The organism is Paenibacillus lupini, from assembly GCF_011761355.1.
Lineage (GTDB): Bacteria > Bacillota > Bacilli > Paenibacillales > Paenibacillaceae > Pristimantibacillus > Pristimantibacillus lupini.
This window is the reverse complement of the sequence record NZ_JAASRW010000001.1, coordinates 722,962-742,644: the sequence shown is the minus strand read 5'-3', so window position 1 is coordinate 742,644 and position 19,683 is coordinate 722,962. Positions and strand designations below refer to the sequence as shown.

Below are 19,683 nucleotides of genomic sequence, written 5' to 3'. Positions count from 1 at the left end.
TTGGTAATCTCTATTAGACGTTCTAAAAGTCACAAAGTTTCTCCGTTATCCTGCCCTTAACGTAACAAAGCTGCCGGTCGTGTACCGGCAGCTTCATTCAGTTTGCTATTCAACTATCTTTCCTATTAGGTAAACGAAGTCCGTCCCTCGGGTTAGCTTAATCCCGGAATGCGTCGGGGTAGATATCAAAACTAGATTCCGTTTCAGAGTCAAAAACTTGAACAGTAGAGACATTATCTAAAATAACCACGACTCGTTCTTGGTTCTTTATACTACTATCCGTTCGTACATAAACCTGTGCTTCCTTTTTATTTTTAGAGAATATTATTCTATCAATTTCAGGCTTGCCAAAACTATCATAAATGCAAACTACAGAACCGGTAAACATCATATTACCACCAGTCCCAAAACTCCAAGCTTTGGCTTTTGTGCCGGATAACCTATCCTCTGACACAATATTTAGATTGATTCGTCCATAGTCTTCGGCATCTTGTTGGACATTCCAATAATAAGTAACGCCGCTACACACTGACTTCCGTTTGCCCTTTGAATTATCTCCCATCAGCTTGTTCCCTCGCTAATTCATTCTCCCCCTCTATAGCGAGAACCTCCCTTGCTGCTTCTATGAAAGCTAATATGATTGGTGAAAGCCACTTGTCTTTATGCCATAACATCTGTGTATACACATGCAAGTCGGGAATTTGCCAAGGAAGAGCAACAAGTTCGCCACGTTGAACCTCGGCTTCCGCTGTTATTTCAGGAAGAAAGGCAATTCCGATTCCCGTAATTGCACATTGTTTAATGGCTTCGGCACTTTGAAACTCTAAATACGTGATACTATCAATGCCCTCTTTCTCAAATGCCCGGTCAAACATGGTTCGATAAGGACACCCCTTTTCATTTGTCAAGAACACTTCTTCGTGAAAGTCTTCCAACTGCAGTACAGTTCGTTTCGCGAGACGATGATCCGGAGCGGCGAAAAAGCGGAATGTTTCTTCCAACAATGGTTCCACTGCAAGTCCGCTCGAGCGAACGGGTTCGTCTAATATAAAGACGACATCTGCGATTCCCTCGAAAAGAGTTTGCTTGAGCTCTAGATTTGGAACGGAGCGGAAGATTAGACGAACTCCTGAATGCTGTGAGCGAAAACGCTGAAAGACAGCTGGAAGCCGATAGGCGCAAATAACCTCATTGGCACTTATCGTTAAGGTACCACTTAGATTTTCATTGTGATGAACGGCACTGCGAGCTTCGTCCAATTTGTCTAGAACGCTTTGAACATGTGTTAAAAAGCGTTTCCCCTCATGTGTAAGAACAAGCTGCTTGCCCAAGCGATCAAAGAGACGAACTCCAAGCTCCTCCTCCAATGCTTTTATTTGCATCGTGACGTTGGAGGGGACGTAGTTCAGCGCTTCCGCAGCCCGACTGAAATTTAAAGTTGATGCAACTATGCGGAACGTATTCAGTTGGCGCAATTCCATTCTACTACTTCCTTTTACTTTCAATATTTTTGAATGCTATCTTTAATTCTAAGCACTTTTAATGAAAGTACCACAGCCCTATACTAAGCACAAGAAATACAATTAAATGTTTGTTTTAATTTTGAAGGGAGCGACAACATGATGGATTATGAGATTTTTGATTTAGGTGACGTTACCTTGCAATCAGGAGTGATGTTACCGAGCGCTTTTCTTGCTTATAAAACTTATGGCAGATTAAATGAAAAGAAAGATAATGTCATCGTCTATCCAACTGCTTTTGGCGACCAGCATGTTCAGAATGAATGGTTGATTGGAAATGACATGGCACTAGATCCGGAGAAATATTTCATCATCGTTCCAAATCTGCTGGGCAATGGATTATCTTCGTCTCCCAGCAACACTCCTCCCCCATTCGACCGGGCTAATTTCCCACAGGTAACCATCTATGATAACGTTAAATTACAGCATCGGCTGGTGACAGAAAAATTCGACATTAAAAAAATTGCTCTCGTAGTTGGATGGTCAATGGGAGGTATTCAATCATTCCAATGGGGAGCAAGTTATCCAGAGATGGTGGAGCGAATTGCACCTTTTGCAGGAATTGCAAAAACTTCTCCCCAAACATATTTGGTCTTGGAAGGTATGAAAGCTCCGCTCATGGCGGCAGTAGGCTTCAATTCAAGTAAAATAAACCAGCTGACTTCCGCAGATATGCGCGCAGTTGGCCGTGTTTATGCAGGATGGGGCTTATCGCAGGCATTTTATAGAGAGGAACTATATCGTGTGATGGGATTTGACTCGTTAGCTGATTTTGTGGTTGGCGTCTGGGAAGATAGCTTTATGATGATGGACCCGCACAACGTCCTGACCATGTTATGGACTGGCCAAAATGCAGATATAAGTGCAAATCCACTTTATGACGGAGATTTCGATGAGGCACTCAAAAGCATTAAAGCTCTTGCCTGCGTCATGCCAGGCAGTACGGATCTCTTCTGCCCGGCGGATGATAACGAATATGAGGCTAAGCTCATACCTAATGCTGTTTTTAAGCCTATTGAGTCGATCTGGGGCCATTTTGCAGGTCGCGGAATCAACAGTGCCGATAATAAATTTATTGATGACAACCTAAAACACTTGTTGGCACTTAGTACAAACGAATAGATCATCTTTAGCATTGGAGTTCCTGTTAGGCATATTTTGAGGTCACCAGAACTTACTGGTTGACCTCCTTTCTATGTGTTGTCGTACTTGCTGAGCAATCCTGCCCATTCTTCAACAACAAGCAGGCAGCAGACCTATGATCTGTTGCCTGCTTGTTGTTTTAAACTAAAGTTCCCAGTTAGCTCAACAAATTGACCTAGTTAATAACTATTCTGATCCGGCCATGAATCTCATTCTCTACGGCATACCCAATCATAATGCAGAACACTAACTTGGCTTTCACACCAAATTCAGGATTTGCTCATCAGAGGCTCCGCTATGGCGGAGCCTTTATCTATCAGGTTTCGATGACCTAAGCCTTTGGAATTTTCAGCACCGTACCGGCTTTCACATTATCAATATTTACAATATGATTGTAATCCGCGATGAACATCACATATTTGTCGGAGCCGTAATAGATTTTAGAGATGCTGTAGAGCGTCTCACCACTCTTTACGGTATGATCGGATGTCTCGTAATCGGATAAAGATTCTACTGCCCCATTTTCTTCATCAGGCTTGTAGTTTTTCAGGGAAGGAATGATGAGGTGGGTGCCTGCTTTCAAGCCTACATTTTTATCAAGGTTGTTTTCTTTCGCGATATAATCCACATATTCCGCCGATTTGTAGAACATTCTGGAAACCCCTGACAGCGTATCACCTACTTGGATCAGATAGGTAGCGGGCAAATGTATTTTCGAATAGTCTTTGGTTCCTTGCTGGCCGCCATCTTTCGAGCCGGTTGTTGATGACAAAGCCGGGATCTTAAGCGTATCTCCCGCTTTCATATCATTAATAAACAAGATATGGTTATGCTCTGCAAGAAGCGCATAATGCTCCTTAGAATGATAGAACTTCTCGGATATCAAGCTTAGCGTATCGCCTTTTTGGACCACATAGGTGGTTGGAAGCTTCACTGTTTTAGCAAGGCCTTCCATTGATTTATTGCCATAATCCTTATTTTCTTGCATAGTTTTTTCTATCTGTTCAGGCTTGGGCGTCTCCGTCGGCTTATCGCTTTCTCTGACCGGTGTGTTGGATGCAGGAGGAGCAGGTTCTTCTGTCACATCATCGTAATCCTCTGAAGGCTCTTGTTCCTCTTCACTGTCAACGGTTCCGGCGGGGATGGGGTCATCTGCCAATGGCTCGTTTCCGCCATTCCCCTTATTAAGGGAATCCGATTCAGATGGTTCGCCAATTCTGTTCTGCCCATTGGCTTGCTCAGTATCCCCGGCAGCTAGCGGAAGCGTAGAATCAACTTTATTCGTATATTTGCCGTACAATACTCCGAAAATGCCAACAAGAATGATGACTATCGCCATATAGATGCTGAGATTTGTTAGTTTTAAAGATGCCAAGCTGCCTTTGGAATGTTTGCTGCTGCGTGTGCTTCTCTTATTCAAAACGTAATCTTCTCCTTTGTTCCTCAATTTAAACCTATTCTATCGGACTTATTGAACTCTGTGGAATGGGCCTAAACAGCCAATTCTTTCTCAACAAGCACTGCTAGAATTGAATATTTCATATCCTAATGACTATGTTCACTATGATAGCGTTCTACGCATAGCGTGGTGCAAATAGCCTGATTTATGTATACCAATTGATCAATAATCCTCTTTAGAAAATCTAGTTCTTTGGTGGCGCAACGAATCTAGTAATTTCAGGTATAATAGTAGACCTACGCATCCTAAGAATATTAAAGGAGACTTATATGAAAAAGATTGTATACCTGACAATTTTGATCTGTGGGTTAATTAGTATTTCCGGTTATATACCAAACCGGGCGGAAGCAAGCGGTAGTTATACGGCCAAGGTATATACCGACTCATTGAATGTCCGCAGCGAGCCGTCGAGTGATTCGTTGATTGTAGGTGGTTTGAAGAATGGCGAGATTGTCACCGTTTCAGCTGAAGAGTATGGCTGGCTGCGCATCAAGTCGGACCGCGTCTCCGGTTGGGCGGCAGGACATTATATGAAGAAAATCGATGGCAATGTCGTTACAGCATCGGTGACAGTTCAAGATGACAGCGTGCAGAAGAGCTCTGCAGCCGCCCGGGCGACTGTGCTGGCCGATGGGCTTCGGGTCAGGGCAGGCGCCGGATTAGACCATGAAATTCTGGGATATTTAAAAAAGGGTGAGACTGTTACGATAATGGACAACCAGGAAGGATGGGTTCGGGTCCAAACCCCGGATAAGCTACTCGGCTGGGTATCGGATCGTTATATCGCGAAGGGCGAAACACGAACGGCGGCGGTTTCAACTGGAAAATCAAAGAACCTTAAGGGAAGAGTAATCGTAATCGACCCCGGTCACGGTGGAGACGATCCCGGAATGATAGGAACTACATATGAAACGATTGAGAAAAAGCTTAATTTGAGCACTTCCTTCTACCTAGAGGATGAGCTTCGCAGCCGCGGAGCGCGCGTCCTCATGACAAGAACGAAGAATGAGGAGAAGCCCAAGCTTTCCGATAGGGTCCAAATAAGCGAATCCGCCGGTGCGGACGCATTCGTCAGCATCCATTATAATTCTTCGGAGAAAAATACGTCCGGCATACTTACCTTCTATTATTCGGATACGAAAGATCGGCCATTGGCCCGTGCAATAGAAAACAGGCTTGCGGACGGCATCGGCTTGAAGAGCAACGGGATCTCATACGGCAATCTTCACGTTTTGCGGGAAAATGATACGGTATCCGCACTCATAGAGCTCGGCTTCTTGTCCAACGCAAAAGATGAATCCATCGTCCGCGGCTCCGACTACCAGAGAAAAGCAGCCAAAGCAATTGCGAATGGACTGGAGGATTACTTCAGCAGGTAAGTTCGTACTCTGCCCAAAACGTAACAAAGCTGCCGTCATATGATCGGCAGCTTTGTTACGTTTTGACTACTCAACTATGTTCCCCCGTTAGGTCAATCCCTGAAGAACCCATAATGTGGTCCTTCCGCCCCCAATTTTACCAACCCGAGGATCAACTCGACAGCATATTTTGGAGTTCTTGGAGCGGATGCCCCCCATACCCGAGCTGACCTATCCCGGATCGGCTGCATAAATTTTTATAGGTCCTTTGATTCGGCTGCTGCCAATTGGGTCAATGCATTCATGGCACCTGCTTGCTTATCTATCATCATGAGCAACCTCCGTTCGACCCTCTATTAAAATTTTTGGATAAATGGCCGCAACGCTTAATACAACAAACAAGATCCCCCCAAGTAAGACGTATGGCGCACCCATTCCCGTTATGAAAAGCCCGCATACGCTTGCACCTATCGTTGTTCCCAAGTTAGCAGATGTCAGGAAGATTCCGTTTGCGAATTCAGGCGCATCCGGCGCGGAAGCGACAATCCAATATTGAGTAATATTGCCGCCTATCCCTCCCAATACTCCCCAGATCACAATCATGCAGACCATTGGTACGCTGAACTGGCCGAGGATTAACATGAGGATGTAGACGCCGCCTAATACAAAAGGATATCGCTTTATTGTACTTAATGCATGATGAGTAAGCAGCCTCCCTGCGATCATGTTTCCAACCATATTGGCCGCACCGTAAAGGAATAACATCAAACTAATAGTGTTCCAAGTCAAATGAGTCACGATTTCCAAGTATTCCGCAAGATAACTGTATACTCCGAATACGGCTCCGTTCATGAAGATAACCGCGGAAATGGACAACCAAACAGCAGATCTTCTTAAGACTCGCAATTGAATGCCATAAGAAGGCTTATTCGCAACAGGCATAGACGGAACGAATAAAAGCGTTACGATGAAGGCGAATGTATTTACAACCGCAAAGAACAACATCGCGTAAGCCAGAGATGCTGCACTCGCGATCATACTGGTAACCGGCACCCCAAGTACCATGCCCGCCGAAACGCCAATGAAGACTTTCGCTACTGCCTTTGATACATCATCTCTGTTAACGGAAGCAGCTGCGACCGTAAAGGCCATGGAACAATAAATCGGGTGAAAAAAAGCGGGTACGACACGTGCAATCAACAACACGGCAAAGTCTGATGTAATAGCAGAAACGATATTGCCCACAATAAAAATGCCAAGTACAAATAGCATCATTTTTTTACGATTTATCCCCGAGAACAATGGGGGCAAAATGGGGCCAGAGATAGCAACCGCAAGTGCAAATAGGCTCACGATCAGCCCTGCAGCGGATATGCTGACCTGAAAGTGGTCCGAGATTAAAGGCAAAATTCCGATAACGCCCATTTCGGTATTTAAGATACTGAAAACCCCAAACGTTAATACATAGACAACTAAATGGTTGCGATTAATCCTCATACGCCATAGCTGACGAAAGCTCTCGGTAAGCATTGACTTGGGCTTGAAGATCGACAATCTTCTGCTCAGCAATACCTCCTGCATTCAAGGCAGCTATCGCGATTATTTTACCCATGCCTCGGCCAGCTCCCGTGATAAACCAAACCTTTTCTCTATTCATATTTGAATTCCCTCCGATTTCTTTATAATAAAGTGGATCAAAAAAGCTGTTTGTATTTATTTTAGACGTGTTATTTCCACATAACAAATACTCATATCTCATAACATGATATGCTTGAAAAGCATTTCATTAACATGTAGTATGGAAACAAAAAAAGGAGATATGTCGATGGAGGTAAGAGTATTACGTTATTTCCTAACTGTCGCTAGTGAAGGAAGCATTACGGCTGCTGCAGACTTTTTACATCTAACACAGCCAACCTTGTCCAGACAATTAAAGGATCTTGAACAAATGTTAGGAAAAAAACTATTTATTCGCAGTAGCCACCATATTATCCTCACAGAAGAAGGAACGCTTTTGAGAAGAAGAGCTGAGGAAATCATTGAGATGGTGGATAAATTAGAGACTGAGTTCCGGTCTATGGAGGAAACTGTTAGTGGGGATGTATATATAGGCAGCGGGGAAACAGATGCCATGAAACAAATTGCACGAGTAGTAAAGAACTTACAGTCAAAATATCCACATATACGGTATCATCTCTACAGCGGGAACGAAGATGACGTAACGGAGCGGATCAATAGAGGACTGCTCGACTTTGGCATACTTATTCAACCGGCTGATGTTTCAAAATACAATTATTTGAATTTGCCCGCCAAAGACGTTTGGGGCGTTATAATGAGGAAAGACAGTCTTCTAGCTCGCAAGGATGTGATTCAACCCGCTGATTTACTTCAAGTTCCGCTCATTTGCTCTAGACAGGCGCTAAAGCAAACATTTTCAAAGAATGAGTTTGCGGATTGGTTTGGTGACGAATTCGATAAACTAAATATCATAGCCACTTACAACTTGGCCTATAATGCCTCGATTATGGTTGAAGAAGGCATTGGTTATGCTCTAACACTAGATAAAATCGTAAATACGTCTGATGATAGCAGACTGTGTTTTAGACCTCTTGAGCCTAGACTCGAGTCCGGATTGAATATGGTTTGGAAAAAACATCAGGTCTTCTCCGCTGCTGCCAAAACATTCTTGACACAGATTCAGGACTTATATGGATAGTTTTACAACTTTCCAAACGTCCGCAATAAATTGTTCACCAATAGCGTAAACAACCAAATGCTACGAAGCGTCAATGCGGTGTTTATGCCAAGACACCTTTCGAGCTTATTTCCAAAATGCAAATATCCTCTCCTTAAAAGGTTACAATCACTTTTCCTTCGGAGTGACCAGTAGAAACTTTAATTAAAGCCTTGTTAATGTCATCAAAATTATAAACTGAATCTATAGCGGGCTTAATATCTTCATCCTCAACTAGTTTCGTCAGTTTTTGTAATTGCATGCCATTGGCGGACACGAATAAGAAGCGATATTCTTTATTCTGTTTAACTGCTAATCGATCTATACGAGCACCTACTAAACCAAACAATAGCTTTTTCCATATTGGAAAGTTATTTTCAGCGGCAAAGCGGTAATTGGGTAAAGCCTTCAATGATACCAATTTCCCTTGGGGTTTGAGTATAGCAAGTTCCGTTTTAATTTCTTTTGCCCCCAATGTATCGATAACATAATCGATATTAGATAGCAAATCAAAATAATTTTCCTCTTTATAGTTAATGAATTGATCAGCGCCGATGGACAGTGTACGTGATCTCCCTCTTTCACTGCCACTCGTAATCACATATAACCCCATCGATTTGGCAATCGGGATAGCCATCGTACCAAAGCCGCCGGTTCCTCCAGGAATAAATAATTTTTTATCGGGTTGAACATGAAGTACATCATGCAAGGCTTGATATGCAGTTAAAGCCGTGAGGGGTACCGCGGCGGCCTCAATAAAAGAAAGATTTTTAGGCATAACAGAAATCGCATCCTCATGGACTGCCGCATACTCAGCAAAAGCTCCGATTTTCTTTATTGGCAGCCTCGTATAAACGGGATCTCCAACCTTGAATTTCACAACATCTTTTCCAACAGCCTCTATAACGCCGGATAGTTCGTTTCCTAAAGTTAAAGGGAAGTCATAATCGGCAATCATGCGAATACTACCATTTAAAATAAGGATGTCTAAGGGATTTACACCTGCAGCTTTTACTTTGATAAGAACCTCATGCTTATTGATTTCAGGTATTTTTATATTGTTTATTTCTAATTGGATTTGTTTTGAATATTTCTCCATTTGTGCAGCTTTCAATTCTTCATCTTCTCCTCTTCTCATTTATCTTAAATCCATATCGTTTATTGGATAAATATTAATCCACCTGCTTCATGTACCGCATCCGTAACCTTTTTCAAACCTTCAATATGCTTTTCCGTATAGATGCCCGGTGACCTTAAGTAACCTTGACCATCATCAGAAGGTTATGTGGCTTCAGTAATAATGCTCTTTGAGCATATGAAATGTTTTCTTGAAGCTACTCGGTCAACGTTTTGATACGTAGTAAGTACGGTAAGCAAGTTTTACTCAATACTTGTTTTCTAACGAGAACGATCATTCTCAATGTTGTAAAAAAAATGCAACGTAGCTTACTCTGTTGTTTTTGTGTGTTGTGTGATTTAGCTGCGCTAATAAACTTCATTGTAAACTATGCTTTAGAGCTTCTTTCGGAGATTAGTTTTGAGAATACTCATTTTAAATAGGCGTAAGATAACTCGACTGACTACCGCAATTGCCCTTATTCTTCCAGGTGCTTCATCGAAATATGAGTAATACAGTGAAGCTTTTCTTTGGAAACCGAGATTCTTGCCATTACCCTTAACCCAATCCATACATTATGCAGGTATTCCCTCAATTAATATAACATATTGAGAACGTTCAGTAAAGAATCTACAAATCCACATATTGGAACCAAACTGCCCATTACTTCAGCAAAAACAACAGCCGATCAGCCGATTACTTTCTTGCTGCTGTCGTGTTGGTGTTGAACTATTGTTCCCAGTTAGCTGAACAGCCTGCAGGATCTCGCCGGCAAGCTGTTCAGCTAACTGGGTTGTCGCGATCAAATCGATATCCATGAGACCGATGAATCCCCGGATCGGCTGTCGTCTATATAAACGAAGGCATAAATGAACACAAACTAATTTGACGAAGAGGTGTTTTGAAAATGGCATTAACGTCCGCATTCACGAGCTTCAACCTACCTGTAAAAAACGCGGAACAATCGAAAGCGTTCTTCACCGGACTCGGATTCGAACTCAACCCGCAATTCCCCGAGAACGAGAATTCGGCAGCCATCGTAATCGGCGACAACCTGCAGGTCATGCTGATCAATCAATCATTCTTTAATACGCTCACGGAGAAGGAATCCGTCGATACGAGCAAGTATGCGCAGATGACGATCGCATTGGCCTTCGAGAGTCGGGAAAAAGTCAATGAAATCGTGAATGCCGCGGTCTCCTTGGGCGGGAAATTGCATGCTGAACCTGAAGATCATGGGTTCATGTATCATTGGGGCTTCGTGGACTTGGACGGCCATTTGTGGGCTATTAACTACATGAACATGGATGCGGCACAAGGTTAAGGCTAACGGAGAGCACGCTCTTACTAGGGTTCAAAAAGAAAGTCGCCGGGCAACTTCCCCGGCGTCTTGTTCGCGATGATTAGTTTTGTTCGGTATAGTCTTTGAAATTGTCCATGATCGCTTGCCAGCCTGCTTGCTGGAACTCTACTGGATGGGAGCTTTCCGCGTCGAACGTTTCAATGACCTTCGTCTCATTCCCTTGATCGACGAAAGCAATATCCACTCTTCTTCCGTCTTCCATGGTGTAGCCGATCGCCTCATGCTGATTCACGACATCGTAGACGCCGCCAAAATCAAAGCCCATGCTTCCATCCTTCGCTTCCATCCGTGTCAGAAACTTGCCGCCGACCCGCAGATCGTTTTCGGCTCTCGGCGCATACCAGTCCTTGGACGCTTGATTCCACTTCGTGATGTGATCCGGCTCAGTCCAATAGGACCATACCTTCTCAACAGGGGCTTGAATGACAGCTTGCACGGTTACTTTCGTCGGTTGACTCGTTTCCATTTTAAATAAACACCTCTCTCATGATATTCGTTTTTTGGTTATTCTCAATGATATAGACGTAAGTCAATGACGAAATTCATTGGTCAATTCGATCAGGCAGCCCAAACCGCGAAAATAATGGCGTATGAATGAAGTTTTGAACGTGTAGAATTTGATTTTCTTTGGTTTCGATGACGTGGATGCCCCAGGGTACCAAGCCAGATCCCTCTTTGCCCGGCATATACTGGGCCAACGCCGGATAACCGCCATTCACCGTAATGGGCACAAATCGCGAACCTTCGCAATGCCAGCGAGTAAGCGAATAGAAGGCGGACAAATCTTCCTTGCCGCGGATCCACATCTCGAAGGGCGGCATCGACATGCAGCCTTCCTCGTGGAACAACGCGACGAGCGCAGCAATATCGAATTTCTCGAAGGCCTCCACATACCGGGACAGCAGCTGCTGCTCCGGTTGAACGTCCATGCTGCTGAGCTCATCCGAGCGAAGCTGCGCCCGGTCCATCGTCTCTCGGGCTCTTTGCAAGGCGCTGTTCACCGCTGCCGGCGACATTGCCAACGTTTCCGCGATCTGCTTGGAGGACCATTCAAATACATCCTTCAAAATGAGTACCGCGCGCTGCCGCGGAGGTAAGGTCTGAAGGAGAGCGATGAAGCACAGTTGAAGAGTATCTCTGCGGACGAGCCGATCCTCCGGATTACCCCCAAAGTCGGGAGACGGCCAGATCCAGGCAGAGTCCGGAAGCGTGTCCCGCGGCTCGACGATGGCGACGGCCGGGTCGAACAGGTCAACTGGAAGCGCGCGGCGTTTGGATTGTCTCAGCTTGTCCAAGCACAGGTTGGAGGCAATCCGATAGACCCAAGTTTTGAACGAGGAATCCTGTCTGAACGTGTTCCAGCTCTGCCAGACCCGAATACTCGTCTCCTGAACGGCATCGTCCGCATCATCCATGGAGCCTAGCATTCGGTAACAGAACGAGGTTAAGCCCGGCTTCAAGCTTGCAAATAATAGTTCGTCAAATGCGGTTTCGTTCATCGCGGCCTCCCTTAACGATCTCCCCGAAGGGTGGTACCTTCATTATATGCAATGAAGCGGACTGCTTCAATCCGAATAAATAGGCAGCTTTTAGTGCTCATGGATAAAAATTAGCCACGCCAGGACCTGAAATGAGCTAATGTCTCCAGTTAGCGTAATGAACTCACCTGTCATTTATGGAAGGAATCTCCGCACTGATTGTAACGGCAAATTTTTAAGGGCCACTCCTTGCGGAATGGCCCTTACTTTCATATATTGAACGATCTTTTCCGTAAAACAGTTGATTCTAGTCTCTGGATTCAAAGTTCTATTTAATTGACGAACGGTATATAAAGAAATCGACACACCCTAGAAAATATTTCAATAAAATAATCTTTTTCTTTATATACTGCGATCTTCCGCACGGGTTTGCTTTTCAAAATTTCACTTTCAACTCATTTAATAGCAAGTTTCAATCGCTGTGTTTATATTGAACGTAAATGCTAGAAATCGACGGGCACTTCGGTCAATAGGCCATCCTTTGCGGTATAGTTCGCCACGAACACTCCAGTTATAAATGAAGGTTTTCAGCAATGGTTCGACAACAGCTTTGCTCTACCGTGCGGCCTCATTACCGCTAGACTTCCCACCTGCGAATTGCGATGATAAAGAAAATCAGTGCTAAGATAGAAGCAATCGTCCGCACATGATTCCACGGAGTCCAACTATCCAAATATTCCTTCCACGCTTGTGCCCCCTCCGAACTCCCTGCGGTTACGGCGGCTAAAGTATCGTTGAGCGGTACATTGAATAAAGCTGTCACCAGAAACACTCCGACAAAGATGAGCAGGCTCCCAACAATCACGTATAACGCGCTGATTTTGCCCAATTTGATAAATGAAACGATTCCCAAAACGACACTTAAGGCAGTTGTGCCCATGAAGACCACCATAAAGGACGATTGCAGAATCGTTGTATTGATGCTCTGCATGGCAGATATCCCTTGTTCCGTAGGAAGCTTGGCAAGTGATTGCATGACGAAGACCGAGAAAGCGAAAAATACACCGGCAAGCAAGCCGGCCCCTAATGAGGATGCAAAAGTTAAATAATAGAGAAGCTTCAACATCTTTATTTCCCCCAATACCCATAAATTGATTGCAAAAGCAAATTTATTATGACTGATCCAAAATCATTCGGTATTCTCCAAGCGATTGCTTACTTCATACAGTTGAAGTGAGAGTAACTAATACCTGCCTCCGCCAGTTTCTCGTCCGGCTTCACCTTCTGGCGCAAATGATGCCTGCTGTGCATACCAACCATCTCAAACCATTCACCCGCGTTGAACCAGCCAAACCAGCCATGGCGCACCTTGAGAGCCGGATTCGCTTCATCTACGCAATCCGCCCAGTATGCCAACTTCTCAAGGACTTGCTCCAGGCCGGCTATGATTTCATCCTTACTCTCGGGGTTGCTCGTAATAGCCGAAGAATTGTTTATCATTCAGATCCACTCCCCGCTAATCCCAATTCATTACAATAACTGCGCAAACTCCCACACATGCCCGTCCGGATCGGCGAAGCAAGCCGTCCGCCTCCCCCAGGATCGCGTTATCGGTCCATTCAAAAACTTAATGCCCCGTTCTTCCAGTTCATCGCATACCCGGTCAACATCTGGCACTTGTATTGTGAACTGAAACCGCGCGCCATCTCCGCCGTGACCAACCGGCGCCGGCTCAATCAACTCTAGGGCATTCGATTGATTTAACAGATTGATGTTTGTATTGCCATAATTGAACACCGCGCAGTTTTGATCCTCATATATAATCGCAAGTTTAAATGTCTCTTGATAGAATGCTTTCGACCGTTGCAGATCTTCCACAAATAATGTGATTTCAGTAATTTTGTTCTCCCAGTCAGTTATCGCCATACTCACTCGCCTCCATTTGCATTTTTTTACAATCTTTTGAATCATACGAAATTGCCGCTTCTATTGTCAATCCTAGATGGATGTTGATACTATGCGTATCGTCTAACAATCCTGCACGACTTCGCATAACTGCCCAATCGCTTAATAAATCCTGTTCACGATGATATATAGTCGGTCGGCTACTATCTTTCGTTTACGCTGCCTCTAACGAGATAGATAATGCTTTTGTCACCTGACAATTCTTATTTGCACATCCCTTATAAAAGATTCCCTAGGCGAAATGCAGATGCCTGCATATGCCCTTCTCAATCCACCGTATCCACCTGCAGGTGGATACGGGAAGCCGCAATTTCAAACTTCGGATGGATGACGGAGATTCACTCTCGATTCATAATGTAGTTAACCAAATAAACCGAGAAACGGAGAATTGTAATGATGTTGAGCAATGGGATTTACCTCTTGATTATGCTTGTCATCTGCTTCAGACTGGCCCGCGAGAAAACCATCCGGCCGGCAACCCTTTGGATAGTGCCTGCTTTATACGCAATAATGGTATTGCAGAATACTAATCAGACCGGAAGCGTAAATCTCCTTCACATCTTACTTTATGTAGTCAGTGTCGTCATCGGATTGGCAGTAGGTATCTGGAGAGGGCAATTAGACAAAGTACATTGGAATGCCGCCACGGGAACGGTCACTTCCCAAAGTCCGATCAGCGGAATTGCGATACTTGCGGGCATCGTTCTCCTACGTCTGACCATCGATCAATTCGGAGGGCATGATCATCGTGTGCTTCTCGTGAGCAATGCATTGTTATTTATTTCCCTAGGAAGTGTTTGCGGGCGGCGCTTTTTAAACTATACTAGATTTAAACAATTGCAAAGTTAGCCATTAAAATCCACTTGATTTAGATTGAGGTAGTGTACGTGATAGCATCCTGTATGAGATTCAGCCAGCGGTTTTTGGAAAAGATTAAGATTGCACGGCGTCCGTTTCGACTCATAATCCTTAGTCTCATACTGCTGGCTTCGCTATTTCAGTCGATGGAACGCGTCTCCATGGTGGCGCTGTTTCTACATACTGGCTATCTGGCACTTCTCTGGGCACCTCCGCGCTGGCTCCAGCCTACCCGGAGACATATCGCCGTTGTAACACTGTTATGGGTGGCAACAGCTCTATCTTCCTTCGCGCTCGACGAGAGTTACTTGGTCTTCTTTCTTGGGTACTTCCTTATCGGTCATATCGCGCTGCGATTCTCGGGATCTCTGCGCACCGGTCTGGCCGCCGCCGTAATGGCTGCTAACGCGGCTTATTGGCAGATCTCTGGCCAGCTTGCTACGAATGAGATCCTTACTTATTCGCTCGTTCACGCAGTGATGTATATTCTAATCATATACATCCACCAGCGATGGGAATCCAACCAAGCACAACAGCGTTATTTTCGCGAACTCAGTCAGATGCATGCTCAATTAGAGTTAGCCCATCAAGATCTCAAACAAATGCATCAGGAGTTGGAGGAAGCCACCGTGCGTTCTCTGCACTTCGCCGTTCTGGAGGAGCGGACGCGGATTGCGCGGGACATCCATGATACGATTGGACACGGACTCACCTCCGTTATCGTACAATTGCAGGCTCTGCCTTATATGATCAAAGCCAACGATTCAGAAGCCGACCAGACGTTGGCCACCGTCTTGGACGTTGTACGCAATTGCCTCACGGAGGTTCGCAGCGTAGTGCATAAGATGGGACGAGACGACGCAGGCCTCGGACTGATTGCCTTGAAGAGCCTCATTCGGACAGTCAAAGAGCAGAGCCGGCTCCAGATTCGATTTGCCACGCAAGGCACAATCACACAGTGGCATCCGGAGATTGCCGAAGCGTTGTATCGCATTCTGCAAGAGGCGCTGACCAATATTATTCGTCACGCCAACGCCTCGGAAGTTGAGGTTTCTATCACCGAATCCGAGGAGGAGCTCGTGATGACGGTGGCCGATAATGGTCCATTCCGGAGCGACTCCTCTCCGCAGCCCGGGTTTGGAATTATGAACATGATGGCCAGATGCGAGAGAATCGGAGGCTCATTCGAACTTCGGAATCACCAGCCTCACGGCTTGCGAATGACGATTCGAATACCGCTTGTTAACCCATTGCAGGAAGGTGAAAAGATTGAGCGTTGATATGATCCGGGTAGCCATTGTGGATGACCAGCTGCTGGTCCGGCATGGATTCAAATATATCATCAATGCCCAACCCGACATGGAAGTCGTCGGTGAAGCTTCTAATGGACACGAAGCCGTCACATTGGCTGACTTCGCCTGCCCGCATGTCTTGCTAATGGACGTTCAGATGCCTGAATACAGCGGAATCGAAGCGACCCGCGATATTATGGCCGCCTGGCCCAACTGCAAGATTATCATTCTCACGACGTTCGACACAGAAGAATATGTCTTCCAAGGCATACGTTCAGGAGCGATCGGGTATCTGCTTAAGGACACTGCGCCGGAAGAACTGATTGAAGCCATCCGTGCAGCCTTCCGCGGGGAAGCGATCTTCCGCACGGCCATCGCCTCTAAAGCTATGGCTCGGATGGTAAGCTCTGCAAGAGCGAATATGGCGGATAGCGGTCTCAGCAATTCGATGGGTGAATCGTTCACAGAACGGGAACATGAAGTTCTTCAGCAAATGGCTTACGGACTGCGTAACGAGGAGATCGCAGCCAAACTATATATTGGGGAGAGCACAGTCAAAACGCACGTTCATCACATTCTGCAAAAGCTTGGCGTCGACGACCGGACGCAAGCTGTCGTCTTTGCAATTCGCAATCGGATCGTTCAATAAAGGTTCAAAGTGCAATACTTGAATGTCTACCGAAGCGTATGGTTGCCCACGGCTTCACTTCTGCAAATTCAAAAGCTATCCTATACGCTGATATGCCGCATACAAGCGCTGCTGCGGTATGAGAAAACGGCAGCTCAACATGAGCTGCCGTACTGTCTTTATTGAGCTCAAGTTTCCCGTTTAGCGGAATAGGCTACTGATTACCAAAATCTTTTCTGATCATGCTATTCCAGTTCTTTTGAAGTTGAACCACCACCATATCCTATTTTTCGAGGGAACCCGAAAGGCTTCTACTTATATGATCTAGCACATGGATGTTGATTTCCTGATTAATCTATCTATCCGGATGATAAGTCAGAACAACTACGCCTGAACCGAATGTCTTTGTTTCCGCCAGTTTCAGTACTTTCTTATCGATCCCTTCTCCAAAGAGACGTTTTCCGTTTCCAAGCACAACTGGGAAAACCATAAGCCGATATTCGTCGATGAGGTCATTCTGCATCAGCGTTTGAACGAGCGCGCAGCTGCCAAATACCAAGATATCCTTACCAGGCCGCTGCTTCAGCTTGGATATTTCCTCCATGATATTGCCCTTGATCAGCGATGAATTGTTCCATTCCACTTTATCTAGCGATGTTGAAATCACGTGCTTGGGGTAATCGTTCATCATCCTGCCATATTCCCCTTCTTGCTCGATCATATTAGGCCAAGCCGCTGCAAAATTAACATACGTTTCACGTCCAAGAAGAAGAGCGTCGCTTGCTTTCAGTTCATCGAACTTGAATTGCTTAGTTTCCTCACTACGGAATTGGACTGTCCACTGCGGATTCTCCATAACTCCATCCAGCGATACAAACTCAGATACAACTACTTTCCTCATTTGCATTCTCCTCGTATAGTTTCCATTTTGAATGACCTCAATCGATTATTATTTTTTATTCTCATTTATTTAGACGAAATTTGATTGCAAAGTTCATCGGTATAATTGTTCAAGAAGCCAAAATCGGAAAAATAATTTTGAGTTAATGAAATTTGGGATATTGAAGATCTTCTTGTCTTTCATGACGATGACGTGAATGCCCCAGGGGATCAAGCAGGTTTTGTCGCTGCTCGGCATATATTGAGCGAGAGCGGGTTAACAGCCATTCATCGTAGTCCGCAAAAACCGTGATCCATCGTTTCGAATGAGGATATATTCCGGATTTTCCGAAAAGACGGGAGCAGGCCAGACCCAGTATTTTCATTGAACAATAGTTCCCAGTTAGCGTAACTTTGTCTGATGACAACCTCAAATATGGCTGCTGATCGGCTTTCATTTTGTTGTTCTCAACTCCCAGTTAGCTCAATCTATCTTTCTTAAACTTCAATCCCATACCTTTGGCCGCTTTAATCCGGCTAATCTTAAATAATCTAAAAGTTGACCTGAATGGACTGCTTCATGGTAAGCAATTCTCAAAAGCATGTCGCCTAATGATCGAATGTAACCTACGTCTTTTCTATCAATTTGGATTCTTGTTAAATCCTCTTGTGTATAGGATTTTACTGTATCCATAAATTCATTTCGATAGGGTTCTGAAAAGTTGAGTTCCTCTTTGAGCGTTGTAAAAGTACGAGCCTCATAAGGGGATTCATAAGCGGTTAGACTTCCCTCATTCAACAAAGCAAGATGGTAATAATGTTCACTATCCAGGACATGGCGGATCATCTCTTTTATGCTCATTGCTTCCGAATCCGGTCTCCAGTCCAAAAACTCATGCGGAATACTTCCCCAAATAATCATGCTTCTGCGTCGAATCTCATTTAAATTCTGAACTATAGCTTCTATAGCGTTCATAGTTGCTTCCTTTCGACTTCAATTTATTGTTACATTATATCAGAACTTACGTTCGTAATACAGTTAAAAGATAGTAGGAGTATCCTCCTCTTAGTTAAGAATACGGCAGTAACCACCCCATCCGAGTATAAGTTTTAACATATATCCTCCTCCTATCTACCCAATTTTAATATTTATTGTTTTTCCTGTATCGAGCTAAAATGCCCTTTACTTCAACAAAAATGGCAACTGATCATCTAGATCAGCTGCCATTTTTTTGCTCTCAACTAACGTTAACCGTTAGTTGAACAGCATCAATATATAATGTTACTCGTCAGCTAGCTTTATGGCTTCTGCAATGACAGGCTCTAGCTTATTTTCTAAGTCATCCATAATTGCATAAAACTGTTCATCTAGGTTTTCGAAGAACTCATTCAGTTCATCATGCTCCCATGAATCCATTATTTCATTCCGTTCTTCAATATTTACAGGAGGTACCCCATCAGGGAACATAGAACCAATATTGTTTACTAATGTAATTGCAGATTCAGCCCCGATTGTCTCTAAGTCCTCGATAGTTTCCGTATAATTGTCAGCACCATGATTATAAAAGAAACTTATCAAGCCGCCTCCGCTCACATCACCGATTAATCCATCAACGGTTAACCATATTCTTTCATATTTGTTCAAACTGGATTGTCCATCATTTTCGACTTTCTGCCAGATACTTTGCCAGACTGAATCCTTATCCATTCCTAACCTCCGCTAGTCGTGTTACTCTAATAATTCGTCACGTCATTGTGCTGCCCTTTTTCTTAATAAAAATAGAGCTGCAGCCGTTATGGATGCTCCAGGATGGCTGAACTTTATCTAGGAAATATTATTTGAGCCCTATATGGATTGTTCATTTCTTGCTGTTATAATGCTCCCCAAA

The 19,683-nt window shown here is 44.5% G+C and carries 21 protein-coding genes and 1 pseudogene; 7 read left to right on the top strand and 15 right to left on the bottom strand.

What is annotated here, in order from left to right:
- Positions 1-157: 157 nt before the first annotated feature.
- Positions 158-562: a hypothetical protein gene (locus tag FHS17_RS03690; RefSeq protein ID WP_167274697.1), complete on the bottom strand. Its 405-nt coding sequence runs from the start codon at positions 560-562 to the stop codon at positions 158-160.
- Entirely contained in the window at positions 552-1,481 is a 930-nt protein-coding gene (locus FHS17_RS03685) for a LysR family transcriptional regulator (RefSeq protein ID WP_167276365.1), read from the bottom strand. Before FHS17_RS03685 ends, FHS17_RS03690 begins: the two co-directional genes overlap by 11 nt.
- Before the next feature lie 141 nt (positions 1,482-1,622).
- Between FHS17_RS03685 and FHS17_RS03680 the strand changes: the two genes are divergently transcribed.
- A complete protein-coding gene (locus FHS17_RS03680; RefSeq protein ID WP_167276362.1) occupies positions 1,623-2,642 on the top strand; it encodes an alpha/beta fold hydrolase in 1,020 nt (339 codons plus the stop codon).
- A 352-nt stretch (positions 2,643-2,994) separates the two neighbouring features.
- Here FHS17_RS03680 and FHS17_RS03675 read toward each other — a convergent pair whose 3' ends face one another.
- Entirely contained in the window at positions 2,995-4,083 is a 1,089-nt protein-coding gene (locus tag FHS17_RS03675; protein WP_167274693.1) for a LysM peptidoglycan-binding domain-containing protein, read from the bottom strand.
- 308 nt (positions 4,084-4,391) lie between these two features.
- Here FHS17_RS03675 and FHS17_RS03670 point away from each other — a divergent pair, with 308 nt between their 5' ends.
- Entirely contained in the window at positions 4,392-5,501 is a 1,110-nt protein-coding gene (locus tag FHS17_RS03670; RefSeq protein WP_167274689.1) for an N-acetylmuramoyl-L-alanine amidase family protein, read from the top strand.
- A gap of 297 nt (positions 5,502-5,798) precedes the next feature.
- On the opposite strand, the gene FHS17_RS03665 is transcribed toward FHS17_RS03670, so the two are convergent.
- Together FHS17_RS03665 and FHS17_RS30280 are read right to left on the bottom strand one after the other, a co-directional pair.
- Positions 5,799-6,977 (bottom strand): MFS transporter, encoded by a 1,179-nt coding sequence (locus FHS17_RS03665; RefSeq protein ID WP_167274684.1) that lies wholly within the window; start codon positions 6,975-6,977, stop codon positions 5,799-5,801.
- Complete coding sequence (locus FHS17_RS30280) at positions 6,967-7,137, bottom strand: hypothetical protein (RefSeq protein WP_208420207.1); 171 nt, start codon at positions 7,135-7,137, stop codon at positions 6,967-6,969. Before FHS17_RS30280 ends, FHS17_RS03665 begins: the two co-directional genes overlap by 11 nt.
- A 168-nt stretch (positions 7,138-7,305) precedes the next feature.
- On the opposite strand from FHS17_RS30280, the gene FHS17_RS03655 reads away from it, so the two are divergent.
- Positions 7,306-8,196, top strand: coding sequence for a LysR family transcriptional regulator (locus FHS17_RS03655; RefSeq protein ID WP_167274680.1), 891 nt, complete (start codon positions 7,306-7,308; stop codon positions 8,194-8,196).
- Positions 8,197-8,329: 133 nt separating this feature from the next.
- Here the strand turns inward: FHS17_RS03655 and FHS17_RS03650 are convergent, their stop codons facing one another.
- On the bottom strand, positions 8,330-9,352 hold the full coding sequence (locus FHS17_RS03650; RefSeq protein ID WP_208420206.1) for an NADP-dependent oxidoreductase: 1,023 nt from the start codon (positions 9,350-9,352) through the stop codon (positions 8,330-8,332).
- Between the two features lie 20 nt (positions 9,353-9,372).
- Positions 9,373-9,480: pseudogene (locus FHS17_RS31185) on the bottom strand (oxidoreductase); the annotation flags it as partial.
- Positions 9,481-10,238: 758 nt separating this feature from the next.
- Here FHS17_RS31185 and FHS17_RS03635 point away from each other — a divergent pair.
- Positions 10,239-10,655 carry a VOC family protein gene (locus FHS17_RS03635; protein ID WP_167274675.1) on the top strand — a complete coding sequence of 139 codons (417 nt, stop codon included), beginning with the start codon at positions 10,239-10,241 and terminating at the stop codon, positions 10,653-10,655.
- A 79-nt stretch (positions 10,656-10,734) separates the two neighbouring features.
- Here FHS17_RS03635 and FHS17_RS03630 read toward each other — a convergent pair whose 3' ends face one another.
- From FHS17_RS03630 to FHS17_RS03610, 5 genes are all read right to left on the bottom strand, one after another.
- A complete protein-coding gene (locus tag FHS17_RS03630; protein ID WP_167274672.1) occupies positions 10,735-11,160 on the bottom strand; it encodes an SRPBCC family protein in 426 nt (141 codons plus the stop codon).
- A gap of 76 nt (positions 11,161-11,236) precedes the next feature.
- Positions 11,237-12,193: a sigma-70 family RNA polymerase sigma factor gene (locus FHS17_RS03625; RefSeq protein ID WP_167274668.1), complete on the bottom strand. Its 957-nt coding sequence runs from the start codon at positions 12,191-12,193 to the stop codon at positions 11,237-11,239.
- A gap of 616 nt (positions 12,194-12,809) precedes the next feature.
- Entirely contained in the window at positions 12,810-13,298 is a 489-nt protein-coding gene (locus tag FHS17_RS03620) for an anthrone oxygenase family protein (protein ID WP_167274663.1), read from the bottom strand.
- Between the two features lie 89 nt (positions 13,299-13,387).
- On the bottom strand, positions 13,388-13,672 hold the full coding sequence (locus FHS17_RS03615; protein ID WP_167274658.1) for a DinB family protein: 285 nt from the start codon (positions 13,670-13,672) through the stop codon (positions 13,388-13,390).
- A 30-nt stretch (positions 13,673-13,702) separates the two neighbouring features.
- Positions 13,703-14,098 carry a VOC family protein gene (locus tag FHS17_RS03610; protein ID WP_167274656.1) on the bottom strand — a complete coding sequence of 132 codons (396 nt, stop codon included), beginning with the start codon at positions 14,096-14,098 and terminating at the stop codon, positions 13,703-13,705.
- A gap of 432 nt (positions 14,099-14,530) precedes the next feature.
- Here FHS17_RS03610 and FHS17_RS03605 point away from each other — a divergent pair, with 432 nt between their 5' ends.
- The 3 genes from FHS17_RS03605 to FHS17_RS03595 are packed head-to-tail and all read left to right on the top strand — an operon-like array spanning position 14,531 to position 16,936.
- Complete coding sequence (locus FHS17_RS03605; protein WP_167274652.1) at positions 14,531-14,986, top strand: DUF1453 family protein; 456 nt, start codon at positions 14,531-14,533, stop codon at positions 14,984-14,986.
- Between the two features lie 38 nt (positions 14,987-15,024).
- Positions 15,025-16,275: a histidine kinase gene (locus FHS17_RS31000; RefSeq protein ID WP_167274648.1), complete on the top strand. Its 1,251-nt coding sequence runs from the start codon at positions 15,025-15,027 to the stop codon at positions 16,273-16,275.
- Entirely contained in the window at positions 16,265-16,936 is a 672-nt protein-coding gene (locus FHS17_RS03595; protein WP_167274644.1) for a response regulator, read from the top strand. The genes FHS17_RS31000 and FHS17_RS03595 overlap by 11 nt, the downstream gene beginning before the upstream one ends.
- Positions 16,937-17,270: 334 nt before the next feature.
- Here FHS17_RS03595 and FHS17_RS03590 read toward each other — a convergent pair whose 3' ends face one another.
- The 3 genes from FHS17_RS03590 to FHS17_RS03580 form a co-directional block, all read right to left on the bottom strand.
- The gene (locus FHS17_RS03590) at positions 17,271-17,816 is read right to left on the bottom strand and encodes a dihydrofolate reductase family protein (RefSeq protein WP_167274640.1); all 546 of its coding nucleotides are present in this window, start codon (positions 17,814-17,816) and stop codon (positions 17,271-17,273) included.
- A gap of 483 nt (positions 17,817-18,299) precedes the next feature.
- Positions 18,300-18,770: a DinB family protein gene (locus FHS17_RS03585; RefSeq protein ID WP_167274636.1), complete on the bottom strand. Its 471-nt coding sequence runs from the start codon at positions 18,768-18,770 to the stop codon at positions 18,300-18,302.
- 306 nt (positions 18,771-19,076) lie between these two features.
- Entirely contained in the window at positions 19,077-19,502 is a 426-nt protein-coding gene (locus tag FHS17_RS03580) for a DMP19 family protein (protein WP_167274632.1), read from the bottom strand.
- Positions 19,503-19,683: the final 181 nt, after the last annotated feature.

Coding starts and splice junctions, on each gene's coding strand:
- FHS17_RS03690 (WP_167274697.1), bottom strand. CDS start 562: ATGGGAGATAATTCAAAGGGCAAACGGAAGTCAGTGTGTAGCGGCGTT.
- FHS17_RS03685 (WP_167276365.1), bottom strand. CDS start 1,481: ATGGAATTGCGCCAACTGAATACGTTCCGCATAGTTGCATCAACTTTA.
- FHS17_RS03680 (WP_167276362.1), top strand. CDS start 1,623: ATGGATTATGAGATTTTTGATTTAGGTGACGTTACCTTGCAATCAGGA.
- FHS17_RS03670 (WP_167274689.1), top strand. CDS start 4,392: ATGAAAAAGATTGTATACCTGACAATTTTGATCTGTGGGTTAATTAGT.
- FHS17_RS03665 (WP_167274684.1), bottom strand. CDS start 6,977: ATGAGGATTAATCGCAACCATTTAGTTGTCTATGTATTAACGTTTGGG.
- FHS17_RS30280 (WP_208420207.1), bottom strand. CDS start 7,137: ATGAATAGAGAAAAGGTTTGGTTTATCACGGGAGCTGGCCGAGGCATG.
- FHS17_RS03655 (WP_167274680.1), top strand. CDS start 7,306: ATGGAGGTAAGAGTATTACGTTATTTCCTAACTGTCGCTAGTGAAGGA.
- FHS17_RS03650 (WP_208420206.1), bottom strand. CDS start 9,352: ATGAGAAGAGGAGAAGATGAAGAATTGAAAGCTGCACAAATGGAGAAA.
- FHS17_RS03635 (WP_167274675.1), top strand. CDS start 10,239: ATGGCATTAACGTCCGCATTCACGAGCTTCAACCTACCTGTAAAAAAC.
- FHS17_RS03630 (WP_167274672.1), bottom strand. CDS start 11,160: ATGGAAACGAGTCAACCGACGAAAGTAACCGTGCAAGCTGTCATTCAA.
- FHS17_RS03625 (WP_167274668.1), bottom strand. CDS start 12,193: ATGAACGAAACCGCATTTGACGAACTATTATTTGCAAGCTTGAAGCCG.
- FHS17_RS03620 (WP_167274663.1), bottom strand. CDS start 13,298: ATGTTGAAGCTTCTCTATTATTTAACTTTTGCATCCTCATTAGGGGCC.
- FHS17_RS03615 (WP_167274658.1), bottom strand. CDS start 13,672: ATGATAAACAATTCTTCGGCTATTACGAGCAACCCCGAGAGTAAGGAT.
- FHS17_RS03610 (WP_167274656.1), bottom strand. CDS start 14,098: ATGGCGATAACTGACTGGGAGAACAAAATTACTGAAATCACATTATTT.
- FHS17_RS03605 (WP_167274652.1), top strand. CDS start 14,531: ATGATGTTGAGCAATGGGATTTACCTCTTGATTATGCTTGTCATCTGC.
- FHS17_RS03590 (WP_167274640.1), bottom strand. CDS start 17,816: ATGAGGAAAGTAGTTGTATCTGAGTTTGTATCGCTGGATGGAGTTATG.
- FHS17_RS03585 (WP_167274636.1), bottom strand. CDS start 18,770: ATGAACGCTATAGAAGCTATAGTTCAGAATTTAAATGAGATTCGACGC.
- FHS17_RS03580 (WP_167274632.1), bottom strand. CDS start 19,502: ATGGATAAGGATTCAGTCTGGCAAAGTATCTGGCAGAAAGTCGAAAAT.